General features: G+C 57.7%; 12 protein-coding genes and 1 pseudogene. 2 read left to right on the plus strand and 11 right to left on the minus strand.

The window, feature by feature from the left end:
- Positions 1-30: 30 nt before the first annotated feature.
- Genes QD409_RS14350 through QD409_RS14375 form a run of 6 tightly spaced genes read right to left on the minus strand, consistent with a single transcriptional unit; the run spans position 31 to position 5182 of the window.
- A complete protein-coding gene (locus tag QD409_RS14350) occupies positions 31-360 on the minus strand; it encodes an NIPSNAP family protein (RefSeq protein ID WP_092854549.1) in 330 nt (109 codons plus the stop codon).
- A 4-nt stretch (positions 361-364) separates the two neighbouring features.
- Entirely contained in the window at positions 365-1828 is a 1464-nt protein-coding gene (locus QD409_RS14355) for an aldehyde dehydrogenase (protein WP_092854547.1), read from the minus strand.
- Positions 1829-1836: 8 nt separating this feature from the next.
- Entirely contained in the window at positions 1837-2874 is a 1038-nt protein-coding gene (locus QD409_RS14360; RefSeq protein WP_092854545.1) for an LLM class flavin-dependent oxidoreductase, read from the minus strand.
- Positions 2871-3797, minus strand: a complete 927-nt coding sequence (locus tag QD409_RS14365) for a flavin reductase (protein ID WP_092854544.1) — start codon at positions 3795-3797, stop codon at positions 2871-2873. Before QD409_RS14365 ends, QD409_RS14360 begins: the two co-directional genes overlap by 4 nt.
- A gap of 13 nt (positions 3798-3810) precedes the next feature.
- Positions 3811-4605, minus strand: a complete 795-nt coding sequence (locus tag QD409_RS14370) for an alpha/beta fold hydrolase (RefSeq protein WP_092854542.1) — start codon at positions 4603-4605, stop codon at positions 3811-3813.
- A complete protein-coding gene (locus QD409_RS14375; protein ID WP_092854540.1) occupies positions 4580-5182 on the minus strand; it encodes an amino acid synthesis family protein in 603 nt (200 codons plus the stop codon). Before QD409_RS14375 ends, QD409_RS14370 begins: the two co-directional genes overlap by 26 nt.
- Positions 5183-5280: 98 nt before the next feature.
- Between QD409_RS14375 and QD409_RS14380 the strand changes: the two genes are divergently transcribed.
- Positions 5281-5970, plus strand: coding sequence for a GntR family transcriptional regulator (locus tag QD409_RS14380; protein ID WP_092854538.1), 690 nt, complete (start codon positions 5281-5283; stop codon positions 5968-5970).
- A 583-nt stretch (positions 5971-6553) separates the two neighbouring features.
- Here QD409_RS14380 and QD409_RS14385 read toward each other — a convergent pair.
- The 5 genes from QD409_RS14385 to QD409_RS14405 all read right to left on the minus strand — a co-directional run bounded on the left by QD409_RS14385 (position 6554) and on the right by QD409_RS14405 (position 11075).
- On the minus strand, positions 6554-7018 hold the full coding sequence (locus QD409_RS14385; RefSeq protein WP_092854534.1) for a hypothetical protein: 465 nt from the start codon (positions 7016-7018) through the stop codon (positions 6554-6556).
- Between the two features lie 144 nt (positions 7019-7162).
- Complete coding sequence (locus QD409_RS14390; RefSeq protein WP_092854532.1) at positions 7163-7672, minus strand: hypothetical protein; 510 nt, start codon at positions 7670-7672, stop codon at positions 7163-7165.
- 183 nt (positions 7673-7855) lie between these two features.
- A complete protein-coding gene (locus QD409_RS14395; protein WP_092854530.1) occupies positions 7856-9634 on the minus strand; it encodes a ShlB/FhaC/HecB family hemolysin secretion/activation protein in 1779 nt (592 codons plus the stop codon).
- A gap of 18 nt (positions 9635-9652) precedes the next feature.
- The gene (locus tag QD409_RS14400; RefSeq protein WP_245298141.1) at positions 9653-10243 is read right to left on the minus strand and encodes an invasion associated locus B family protein; all 591 of its coding nucleotides are present in this window, start codon (positions 10241-10243) and stop codon (positions 9653-9655) included.
- Between the two features lie 472 nt (positions 10244-10715).
- On the minus strand, positions 10716-11075 hold the full coding sequence (locus QD409_RS14405) for an SPW repeat protein (RefSeq protein ID WP_092854617.1): 360 nt from the start codon (positions 11073-11075) through the stop codon (positions 10716-10718).
- 747 nt (positions 11076-11822) lie between these two features.
- Between QD409_RS14405 and QD409_RS14410 the strand changes: the two are divergent.
- Positions 11823-12018 (plus strand): annotated as a pseudogene (locus tag QD409_RS14410) (IS5/IS1182 family transposase); the annotation flags it as partial.

The following is a 12018-nucleotide window of genomic DNA, read 5'->3' on the forward strand; positions in this document are numbered from 1 at the left end:
CTTTCTTTTTCTGTTGGATAGTTACTTGCTTCAGATCGGATCTTTTCCGCCGAGCGGCGAAAACGACGCCGGCGACATGATCTTGCTTTCCGCGGTGACGATCAGATCGCGGATTTTTGGCAGGAAAGCCTGCCATTCGGAATCGGCTGCCAGCTGAGCGCGCCGTGTCTGGCGATCATCCAATGTCGCGTAGCCCCAGATGTGGACGATCTCGTTGATCGGACCGATCTCCGAGGAGAAATAGCCGATGAGATGGCCGAGATGCTTTTTCTGGATTGCGATCCCAATTTCCCCGACGACCCGCAGGTATTCGGGAGTGCCGCCGTTCTTCAAACGATATGTCCTGATCTCGTAATACATGAGCTCACCGCATGACGAAGGGATCGGGGAATGGATCGTCCGAGGTTCTAAGCCAGACGGTCTTGGTCCGCGTGAAATCGAGAGCCGCGGCGAGGCCTCCCTCCCGGCCATGGCCGGACGAGCCAAATCCGCCAAATGGAGCGATCGGCGAGACGGCACGGTAGGTGTTTACCCAGACGATGCCGGCGCGGATCCTCCTGATCATCCGGTGGGCTCGCGTAAGGTTCTGGGTAAAAACGCCGGAAGCCAGGCCGTAGGGAGTATCGTTTGCCAGGGCAACCGCCTCCTCCTCATTGGTGAAGGAGACGACCGACAGGACAGGGCCGAACAATTCGGCTTCGAACGACGGCGCCTTGACGCCGTCGCAATCAATGATCGTCGGAAGGTAGTAGAAGCCCTCACCTGCTCGCGCCTTGCCGCCAGTCACGATCCTGGCGCCGGCATTGACCGACGCGGCCACCACGTTCTCGATGTGCGCCCGCTGACGCGCAGTGCAAAGGGGTCCGACCTCGGTGGCCATATCGAGGGGCGTTCCAATCCGGATCGCTTCGGCCTTTGCCTTCAGCACGGCTATGAACTTGTCCTTGATGGAGGCTTCCACCAGCAGGCGGGAACCAGCGACGCAGCTCTGGCCCGTCGCTGCGAAGATGCCAGCGACCTGGGCGTTGGCAGCACTTTCGAGGTCGGCATCGGCAAACACGATGAAGGGAGACTTGCCGCCAAGCTCCAGCGACGTGCTTGCGAGGTTTTCAGCGGAGTTGCGAACGACATGTGCCGCGGTCGCAGGGCCGCCGGTAAACGCGATGTGTGCGATGCCCGGATGACGCGTGAGTGCACTGCCGCAGGACGGTCCAAAACCGGTAATGATGTTGACGACCCCTTTGGGAAACCCCGCCTCATGCACGAGACGTGCGAATTCCAGCATCGGCGCCGGTCCGTCCTCGGATGCTTTGATCACGAGCGTGCAACCGGCGGCAAGCGCAGGTCCGATCTTGACGGCGGAAAGGAAAAGCTGGCTGTTCCATGGCACGATAGCGGCGACGACGCCGACCGGTTCGCGACGGGTCCAGACCTCCATGTCAGCCTTGTCGATCGGCAAGGTCGATCCCTCGATCTTGTCGGCGAGCCCAGCATAATAACGATAGTAGTCGGCGACATAGGCAATCTGTGCCGAGGTCTCACGGATGATCTTGCCGGTATCGAGAGTCTCGAGTTCGGCAAGACGCGCGGCATTCGCCTGGACCAAGTCAGCAAGCTTGAGCAGGAGCTTGCCCCTTACGCTCGCCGTCATGGCCGGCCATGCACCTGTCCAGAGCGCCTGCTCCGCAGCCTTGACCGCGCGATCGACATCGTCCTCCCGCGCCTCCGGCATGGACACCCAGACATGGCCCGTTGCCGGATCGATACTGTCGAAACGCGCCGAGCCGTCATCAAAAACGCCATCGATATACTGCTGGAACCTTTGCATCTTAGTCCTCACTGGAATGCGGGCATGACGTTGGCTATGAAGCGCTCGAGCGATGCCTTCTTGCGCTCAAAGCTCATGCCGGTGTCGATCCAAAAGGAATATTCGTTCCAACCCTGGTTCTCGTAGACCTTGAGACGATCGATCACCGTTGCAGCGTTTCCGATCGGCATGTTCGCGATCATCTTGTCCGGAGACAGGTTCGCATTCGCGACGAGTTCGTCCTCGGTCAATCGCTGAATAAGCCCCTGTTGAATGGGCCGCTCATTCTTGAACCAGGCAAAGAAGTAGTTGTAGTAGATGCTGATTTCTTTGGCCGCCTGCGCGATATCGGCTTCGTCGGAGCCGACATAAGTATGCTGCAGCAGCATGATCTTGGGACGCTTCACATTCGAAGCCTTTTCGCAGGCCGCATTGAAGCGATCCATCAGGCTTGCAATTTCAGTTTCACCGTTCGCCAGCGGCGTGCACTGCACATTGCAGCCATTGGCCACTGCAAATTCATGACTGTTTGGATCTCGCGCAGCCACCCAGATCGGCGGATGCGGCGCCTGAACCGGCTTAGGGGCTGATGTCGTTGCAGGAAACTTCCAGAATTCGCCGTCATGAGTATAGTCGCCCGCCCAGAGCCCCTTGATCGCCGGGATCAGCTCGCGCATCCTCTGTCCCGCGCCCCAGGCGTCAAGCCCCGGCAGCAGCCGCTCATATTCGAAGCCATAGGCTCCACGGGCAATACCGAGATCCAGGCGACCATCGCTTATGATGTCGGTCATGGCGGCTTCACCAGCAAGCTTGATCGGATGCCAGAATGGGGCGATTACAGTGCCGGTGCCCAGTCGAACGTTTTTCGTACGGCGCGCGAGATCGGCAAGGTTGACGAATGGGTTCGGCGCGATCGTGAAATCCATACCATGGTGTTCGCCGGTCCAGATTGCGTGCATCCCGCCCTTGTCGGCGATTTCGCAGAGCTGAATGAATTCTTCGTATAGTTCCTGATGATTTTGGCTGGCGTTCAGCCGCTCCATGTGAACGAAAAGCGAGAATTTCATGCGTCACCTTTTTTGGCCACGGCGTGAACCCGGCCCTTTTCGTGGTTGCCAAAATAAATGCCGAAGTTGCCCAGCATGCTTTCCTGCGCGTAACGCTTCACGGTCTCGCGCACGGCGCTGTCGGATATTTCAGCGAACGGAAGATCGTGGAGCGGAAAAAGCCGGCCGACTTTCGCTGTCCCGGCGCCCAAGCTTGCGCGATAAACGATATGTTGGCAGCCGGTCTTCGTATCCTCGTAGATAGAGTATAGAAGGCCAGTCTGGATTTGCAGGCCGATCTCGTCGGCGAATTGTCGTTCGAGAACGTCCATCCCTTCGCTTTCGGCCCTGTCGACAAAGGGGAGTGTCCAGCCGCTCGACGCTGCCGGGACAAGAAGCATCTCTCCAGCTCGTTCGGCGACTGCGCCGATAGACAGGCTTCCCTCAACATTGGAGAGAAGATCTTTTTCGGTCGCCGCCGGTGTAAAATAGCCGCCGCGGGCGTAACCCAGCCCGGTTTTGCCCGTATTCTCCAGGGCCTCGATACGGCCGACCAATATGACATGGTCGCCAGCATCAATGCGCTCATGCATGGAGCAGTCGAACCATGCGGCAACGTCGGAAAACACGGGTGAGCCGAATGGTCCAGGCGTCCATGCCACGGCTGCAAAGCGATCTTCGACAGGGCGGGCAAACGTATTCGACACATCCTTTTGATCTTCGGACAGGATGTTGACCGCAAAACCGCGGGCAGTGGTCAGTGTCTGGTAGTTTCGCGAGGTCTTGGCCAAACACACGAGCAGCAACGGCGGGTCGAGCGATACGCTCGTGAAACTATTTGCGGTGAAACCTATCGGAGCTCCGGCCTCATTCGTCGTCGTCACGACGGTCACGCCAGTGAGAAATGCGCCGAATGCGTCTCTCAGAGCCCTTGCTTCAAGCATTTCTTCCTCCTCGTTAGGCTGTCCAGGTCAACCAATTAGCCAAGGCCGCGGTCACCTCCTCCGGTGCCGTCAGATTGACCATATGACGGTGACCCTTGATGACCACCGCTCTGCCATTCCGTGCGGCTTTTGCCATGTCCTTAGCCATCTCCGGCGTCGAATTCGGGTCGCCATCACCGGTCAGAAACAGGGCGGGACTGGCGACGGCCGGCCAGCAATCGCAGTAAAGCGTGTCCCCCGTCGCAAAGGCACGATAGGCAGCAGCATACCCTCCAGCATCGACCTGCTGGAGAAGCTCCCGCACCAATCGGTAGGCATCGCTATTCGTCTCATTCGGAGCGAACCATCGGCCCAAAGGCGCTTCCCGATCGAACGCGCCGGTAACTATTTCGTTCGCGCGAGCTTCGACGGCCTGCCGGGCTTCGATTGTCCGCTTGTAGACCCCGTTCAGCAACGCGATCCGGTGAAGCCGCTCGGGCGCCGTTGCAGCCATCCCGGTCGCGATCAGAGCGCCCATGGAGTGGCCGACAACATTGACCACGCCAAGCTCCAGTTCATCGATGACAGCGCCAAACCAGGTCACGAAGTCCGACAGATCCGGCTTGCCCATAAGCGGCGCCGAAGACCCGTGACCTGGAAGATCGACCGCGATGATGCGGTGGCGTATCGACAACTGCTCGATTTGCGGCCTCCAAGCCTCGATCCTCATTCCAACACCGTGGATGAGGACGAGGACTTCGCCCCCGCTGCCGCGGTCGACATAGGCCGAGCCGGACGGTGTCTTAGACCGCTGCAGGGTTTGCGACATCGTGACCCAGCTCCTTGAGATCCTGATAGCGATCACCGATGCGATGGTGCGGGCGACCGCCGATCGAAGCGCCCAGCGCTACGACAATCTCGTCCGCAGCGGGTGCGTCCGGAACTGCGCATTGGATCGTCAGGTAGTGCGAGCGGCGTCCTTCGTCGTTCTTGTCCATGAGCGGGATCATGATCGGAGCATTTGCCGGCCCGCGCGTGTTGCAGAAGGCGAGATAGGATTTGGCGCCGACGGCGGTGCGATAGTGGTTGCCGAAGCGCAGCGTATGGATCAGCGCCGAGGCGTGTTCGATTTCGCCATTGAGGCCGACGATTGCCGATTTTCCGTAGGCTTCGACGGCCTCTCCCGAACCGGCGGTGTCGATGATCATCTTCGTGAGCAGCTCGCCGAGAACGGGGGCGACCGCGTGGATCTCGGGCTTGAGATCTTCCACAAAGCCGCGGCCGGCCCAAGGGTTCTTTATGACGGCGATGGCGGCAATCAGCTTAAGGGGAACGGCGGCTTCCTTCCCCCCTTCGATATGGGTTGCCTCAACCTGCAACAATGTCTTGCGAATAAGTGACGCCATCTGCCTCTCCAGTCCGTTTATCTGCTCATATGTTGGTATACCATAATACAACGCGTCAAGAGCTTGTGCGAAATTTCTTTTCGTTCTAAAAAGCTGTCATGAGCCAGAACGCAAACGACCTCGCCGCGCTTCGCATCGATTCTCCGCCGGCAACCTTGAGAGAAATTGCCCTCGATCGGATGCGACGGGCGATCATCAACGGGTTGTTCGAACCGGGTGCTCGCCTTGTTGAGCGGACCCTTTGTGAACAGCTTGGCGTCTCGCGCTCCGTCATCCGAGAAGTACTGCGGCATCTGGAAGCCGAGGGACTCGTCGAAATGCTGGCCAAACAAGGGCCGATCGTCGCGCGGCTCGAATGGGATGACGCTCGCCAGATCTACGAGATCCGGGCCTCATTGGAATCCACTGCTGTTGCGGACTGCGCGCGAACGGCCGCTGATGGTGTGAAGAGCAGATTGCGGCAGGCGCTGGACGAATTGGATCGCACTTCCCGCCAGCAGTCCCCGCAGGGCATTCTCGATGCGACCACCGAGTTTTACCGGATCATTTTTGAATCAGGCGGCCATAACATTGCCTGGGACATCGTCAGCCGCCTGAACAGTCGAATTTCACGACTGCGCGTGATGACGTTGTCTACGACGAACAGAACGACCACAGGTCCTGCTCAGATCCGGAAAATCTTTGCGGCGATCGAACGGAATGAGCCGGATATTGCGGCTGAAGCGTGTCGAACGCACGTTCAGGCTGCCGCAGCAATTGCAAAAGAGCTGCTGGCAAACGGACGCTGAACGCTATCAAGCCTTGGCATCCGGTCACCGCCAGCGACTTGCCCTTCAATGAGCAGTTCCATTGCCTGGATGCGGATGCGCCTCAAAATAGGTAGCGGCGGCTGTCGCGCATCCTGGACCGACAGACGTTTTTGTGTGAGTTCTGACCGTTGGGCGCAGCACCGATACTCGGTTGATTGGTGGTCGGTGCCGATCCGGCCGCGGAGACGGATTGTGCGTTGGCAATCGCTGGCTGCAGGAACAGGAGAGCGCTAAGGGTGACAGCAAGCGACTGGCGTCCGAGGCGCACAATCCTTGCCACGAGGCCGCCAGCATCCTCCCTGCCCTCAGTTGCAAGCTTCGATCCAACCAATGCGATCTTCCTGCTCATTGTACGCCTTCACTCGCATTTGCGCGGTAAATTAGTCTCGCCGCAGTTGTGAGTAGCCAGCTGAAAGCGACATCACAGCCACAAGACCGGCGTCAATTTCAGCTTCTAGTTGAGGCAAATCTATTCCAAACAAAATATGTCGCTTACGGTACTGGTTCGGCCGATGCGGATGTCGCTCACCGCGGATGACAAACAAACGCTGATCGAACCACCTCAACTGCCTCTTTTGGCCGGCGTCGTCGTCACGCCGCCGTCGAGCTTCTTATAGAGATCACCTAACTGTGACTTCGGTGCCGGGCACTTTCTTGAGCGGGCAAGGTCCGCAAGCACCTGATTGCGATTCCGCAACGCGTCGATCTCGATCTTTTCCGGTGATTTCGGATCCATAAAGAAGAGAGCCGGAAGGAACAGAAGCACACCCGTGGCGCCAAGAATGACATTCTTGCCCTGTGCCTGCGAACGCTCCTTAACAGTTGCAGTGATCTGTCGCTCATTGGCGGCAAATTCGCGCGATATCCCGCTGCACTCAATTCCCCTGTCGCCAACATTGGTCGATGCGATGGGATGCGCTTCACGCCCCCCGCAGCTGGATAGTATGATTGCACAGCTAACAAGCGCGACAGAGGGAAACGATACGAGAGAGACGGTATTGTTAGCCTTTTTTCCAATGGAATGCATAATTCTCTCCTGAATATTCAATCATCACTTTAGGGATGTACCGGGGACTAGAAGCTCTGACTCGCACCGATTAACTTCGGAGCCTAAGACGTCCGAACATCCGCGCGGTTATGTGCCAGAGCCAGTTTGTTGCGGCATATTGAGTTAGCGGCAGCCCGACCTTTCTTTTTCGCAACCGATCCGGTTCATCGTCACGTACACGGGCGGGTAGCTGAATTCGTGCTTCTTCTTGTCCGTAGCAGCGTCGATCAATGCAACAACAACCACACCGGCAAGACCATTGTTGCTTGCGGCTCCCAGTCGCTCTGAAGAGGTCTTGTCAAACGGCTGCACAGTCGCATAGCCAGCCCTGTAACCGGGCGACTGACAGCGAACGGCAACTGGGCGTGAGGCGTAACCATAGTCAGGCACCCGGATTTCGGCCGGTGTCTTCACCGACGCCCGATAGCCCTCGCTTTCCAATGCGCAATCGACACCTTCCATTTCCTCTCTGGTGGAAAATTGTGCGTCTTTCTTGCGAACATCCTCATAGGTCCGCACGGTGACGACACGCTGCCCCTTGAGCGAAGGAATGTCCTGTCCGGCTGCGCGCTGTGGCGCCAGGACATCACCGTATTGCACGCCCTTGGCAGTCGGTAGGGCGTTAACGCTCATCGCGATCGGCTTTGCGGATTGGCATCCAGTCAATGCCAAGGAGACGAGAAGGGAAAGAATACAAACACGAAATTGGGCGTTCATCGGGTGACCTGACGTTCAGAGAGGCGGTTTGGTTGAATGCGTGTGTTCATGAGAAATCATCCGTGACCTTCAATTCATGACCTTCCCCCTGTTCCATGATCACCAACGCAGTGAAGCGCTGACAAAAAGCAGCCCCGAATTCTTTTTCTCGATCGTCCCGCCAAGAACGTCCGAATAGCCGATATCGAAATTCACATTGCCGCCGGCGAGCTTGGCGCCCGCGGTCCAGCCGAGCATGTCACCGCCTTCAATGCGGTAGCGCGCCTGAGATGCGATCCGTCCGTAATCGAGGCCGACATAGGGGCGGAATTCGCCGAAGATCTTGGCAAGTGCGGCATTGTCGGCGAAAGGCTGTGTGCGCCAAACAAGATCGTTGCGGACGAAGAAGCCGTTATTGCCGAAGAGCATAGTCTCGCGCGTCCCGCGCACGGAGGAATAGCCGCCGATCGAGATCTGCTCGGCCCCGAACATATTGTCGGGAGAATATTGCCCGGTGACGACGGAATTGATCTCCAGGCGCTGGTCGGCGAATTCGAACGGCCGCGTCACGGTGATCGTGCCGGTGAACTTGGAAAAACGAGGATCCGCGTCTCCTGCCCCGGCATCGCCAGGAGCAACCGCATCGAAGAGACTGAGCCCCTGGCGGTAGGAAAGGTCGAAAACCCAAAGACCGCCGAGCATGCGGCGTGAATGCGAGATACCGAGATCGCCGACCGTATATTTGCGGCTGCCAACCTCGATCCTGCTGCCGAGCAGAAAGTTGTTGGATTCCTTGTAGGTCAGGCTGCTGTTGAAGGTTGTGATCGAATCCTTGTCGCGGAAAATCACGCGATTGGCGCCGATCCCTGCCTGCTTGGAGTTGCCTGAAGTATCCAGCGGCCCGAAATTCCCGGGAACGGAGCTGGTATATTCGTACCAGGAGCCGTTGAGCGAGAACGTCCAATAGCCGTAGGGAGCGCTGACATTGCCGGAATAGCTGTTGCTCTTGCCTTGGCCATCATCGCGCCACGGGTAGTCCGGGCCGGTATGTTCGTAAGCAAAGTTCCATTGGTCGTTGAGATGCAGGAGATTGTCGTAGCCGACCGAGGCGGAGGATTTGGAATATCCGGTCTGCCATTGGCCAAGATTGCTGTTGCCGACGGAAAGGTGCCAGGGATGATCCGGCTTGCTCTCGATATTGAGGATCGACGTGCCATCCGTCTTCCCGGGCAACATTGCCGTTTTGGCATTGTTGGAGGCGAGACGGTTGATCTGATCGAGACCTTGCTCGATGTCGCGCAGATTGGTGATCTCACCCTTCATGCCGGGAAAGGCGGTGGCAATCATACCAGAGCCTGGCGCCGGCTTGCCGTTGATATAAATGTCCGCAAGCGTGCCTTCGACAGCTACCAGCCGAAGGGCCTTGGTTTTGGCAATGTCCTGCGCCGGCACGTAGACGCGAGAGCTCACATATCCCTTGTCGAGATAGAGATGCGTCAGGTCGCGCAGCAGCGCATTGATCTCGCCGACGCCGACGCAACGGTTCGCATAAGGGGCGGTGATCCTGCCGATAGTGGCCGGCGAAAACTGCTTCACCCCCTCCACCGTGACATGGGCGATCGCAAAGCAGGAGCCGCCATTCTGCGAGGCCGGCGCCTGCTTCTGATCGATCGGAGCTGCTAAAGGTTTCGGCGTTGCGTCGCGCAGCGCATCAAGGCGCTGCTGCTCTGCCTGCTGCACCTGGCGCCGCGCGAAATCATCGCTCGGCGATTGCTGTGCAGCAACCTGAGAGGAAACTAGAGTTGCCGACAGCAACGCGACCGCAAGCGGAGCATTGAGACACGACTTCGAAAAGCCTTGGCCGAACCGTAGACGGATCGGCCCCAAAGCCAAGATCATGGGCTATCCTACCGCCGGTTACCTGGAGGCAGGCTTCTGCAATGCATCCAGGGCGGCTGACAGGCCCTTGAGCGAGAATTTGATGTTGACCTTCTGGCCATTCATCATCTGTACGTGACCGGTGCCGTCTGTCGCCTTGGCTAGGGCTGCAATCATCTTTGCATCCAGCTTTTGCTGCGCCCAGCAGCCCGCCTGATTGCAGTTGCGGTAAGCAAGTTGCACGACCTGCTTGTCGCTGGCATCGATGCTGATGCCGCCGGGCAGATACATGTTGAGCGGCACGAGCGTCGTCAAGATGAGCTCGCTTGCGGGCTGCTTGCTGCCTTTTTGATTTGGGTTCGATGCTGGAACTGGCGTTTTGGCAACCGCCAGGGTGAGGATGTTGACATCCTGATCACCTTGCTTGACCGTCGCGATCTGCGCCACTTCACAGCTCGCTGTTGCCGAGCCGTCCTGAGCTTTTCCATCGATGCAGCGGTAATACCAATCGTCAAATTTCTGAACACGCGCTTGGGGTGCGGGTTGCTGTTCGCTTGCTGCGGGAGTTTTGCTCTCAGCGGCGGTGCCGGAAGTCGTATTCGCAGCCGGTCCCGGCTGCTCTTGCGCCATTGCGGAGAATGCAAGCAACGTCGACGAAAGAAGCGCGACGGATGTCAGAGTCTTGATGGAAAGTGTCTTATTTGCGGGGGACATACAAAACTACCCAAAGTCAAAGCCATTCGCTTGCGCAAGGCGTGCCTTGCTCAAGCGGCATGTCGGTCAAAAATCATGAAGATGCACCTGAAAGCGGTGTAGCCGATCATGGGCCTAATCCACCAATAGCAGGTTTCTAAGAAAATACAGCGGAAAGTGGCGCTTATGAAGGGCTTCGCACGCTCGTTTTTAGATAGCCGTGCGGAATGTGCAACACCCGCGTTTATTGATTAAAATTGTCGCTCTCGATGGAAACTGAACCGCCAACGTCGATTTCCACGGGAGGCTTGGAGGTTGCCCCATAGGCTGTGGCAGACACTTTATAAAGGCTCACGGCGCTTTGCGGGCGCGCCGTGAGTGCTTCTTCTCGTTCTTGCTGGAGCGGCGGCTAAGCGTGGGCGTGTGGATGATGAACGTTCCAGACTCCCCATAGCGATGCAGCCACAACGAGCACACCGAGAACGATATCCGTCCACCTTGCGCTAGCGTTGGCAACAAAACCAAGGAGCCAGGGAGATGCAATCAACCAGACACCGAGCGCCATACTAGCCCATTCCTCCCATTCAGCGAATGCGGAAAGCGCTGCTGACGCCAGCACGATCAGCAAAACGGCAACTATCCATGCGTTCCAGCTTGGCATCATCTCCCCTGTGAACCCGAAGATCCACGGCGAGACAAACAAGCATGCGCCCAAAAGCATACATGCCCAATCCTGGTATCCTTTTCCTTCCCTCATACTGATTGCCATGGCAACCTCCTCACACCAAGAAGCCTGACGGTGGCTTCGTCCGACGTGAATTTCACGTATAAGTATATAAGTAATATCTATAATACCCAATTCAAGATCACTTACAAACCATGCTTCCCTTTGATTTTGGATCGACTCCTCTTCCTTCAATGACCGGACATCATACTCGATGTCCTCGAAAGGGCGGGCCATCAGATAGACGACACTGATCGCGAATCGACTCGGCGGAAATTCGGGCATGAGGTTCATCAGCCTTCCTTCCTTGATGTCATATCCGACAAGAATGTGGGACAGGACGGCAACCGAATTGCTGGCGATGAGGCGCAGCGCGATGCGCACCGTCGCGTCCTCGGCGCCATTGGAAAACGACCATGACCGGCGGTTTCCGGCACGACCGTGTTAGGTGCAATCATGGGCGCTAATATCGTTAGGCGACCCAGGTGCGGCTCTCGTTTGCAGATGGGAGGATGCCTGCGACGGGAAAGGTCGTCGTCCACCCAATTCTGCGACACATCAGACTATACAGTCTGCAACCGCCTCGAGACGCACTTCGAGATCGATCCCCTCTCCGACCAGGTCGGATGGCTCCTCGCGAAGGAGCAAGTCGACGGAAAGTCCCTGATGGCGTTCGTGTGGTATTCCGTCATATGTCTGCGGATCGCAAGACAAAAGAAAAGGCCCCCCGGCGGGGGCCCAGATTGCTGACAAACCCCTGGCCTTGGCTGGGGGTTTATGATTCACTGGGACATGTTGAAGAAACCCGCTCCCGAACAGACGGCTCTCGAGATGGTGACGCTCGACAGTCTGGTGCCCCGGGATCACCTGCTTCGCAAGATCGACGCGGTGATCGACTTCTCGTTCATCCATGATCGCGTCGCCGGCCTGTACTGCGCCGACAACGGGCGGCCGCCGCTGGATCCGACCTTGATGTTCAAGGCGCTGT

The organism is Rhizobium sp. BR 315 (assembly GCF_050577975.1).
GTDB lineage: Bacteria > Pseudomonadota > Alphaproteobacteria > Rhizobiales > Rhizobiaceae > Rhizobium > Rhizobium miluonense.

Bases quoted from the DNA above. Each gene is read 5' to 3' on its own strand.
- QD409_RS14350 (WP_092854549.1), bottom strand. From the start codon at position 360: ATGTATTACGAGATCAGGACATATCGTTTGAAGAACGGCGGCACTCCC.
- QD409_RS14355 (WP_092854547.1), bottom strand. From the start codon at position 1,828: ATGCAAAGGTTCCAGCAGTATATCGATGGCGTTTTTGATGACGGCTCG.
- QD409_RS14360 (WP_092854545.1), bottom strand. From the start codon at position 2,874: ATGAAATTCTCGCTTTTCGTTCACATGGAGCGGCTGAACGCCAGCCAA.
- QD409_RS14365 (WP_092854544.1), bottom strand. From the start codon at position 3,797: ATGCTTGAAGCAAGGGCTCTGAGAGACGCATTCGGCGCATTTCTCACT.
- QD409_RS14370 (WP_092854542.1), bottom strand. From the start codon at position 4,605: ATGTCGCAAACCCTGCAGCGGTCTAAGACACCGTCCGGCTCGGCCTAT.
- QD409_RS14375 (WP_092854540.1), bottom strand. From the start codon at position 5,182: ATGGCGTCACTTATTCGCAAGACATTGTTGCAGGTTGAGGCAACCCAT.
- QD409_RS14380 (WP_092854538.1), top strand. From the start codon at position 5,281: ATGAGCCAGAACGCAAACGACCTCGCCGCGCTTCGCATCGATTCTCCG.
- QD409_RS14385 (WP_092854534.1), bottom strand. From the start codon at position 7,018: ATGCATTCCATTGGAAAAAAGGCTAACAATACCGTCTCTCTCGTATCG.
- QD409_RS14390 (WP_092854532.1), bottom strand. From the start codon at position 7,672: ATGAGCGTTAACGCCCTACCGACTGCCAAGGGCGTGCAATACGGTGAT.
- QD409_RS14395 (WP_092854530.1), bottom strand. From the start codon at position 9,634: ATGATCTTGGCTTTGGGGCCGATCCGTCTACGGTTCGGCCAAGGCTTT.
- QD409_RS14400 (WP_245298141.1), bottom strand. From the start codon at position 10,243: ATGGCGCAAGAGCAGCCGGGACCGGCTGCGAATACGACTTCCGGCACC.
- QD409_RS14405 (WP_092854617.1), bottom strand. From the start codon at position 11,075: ATGGCAATCAGTATGAGGGAAGGAAAAGGATACCAGGATTGGGCATGT.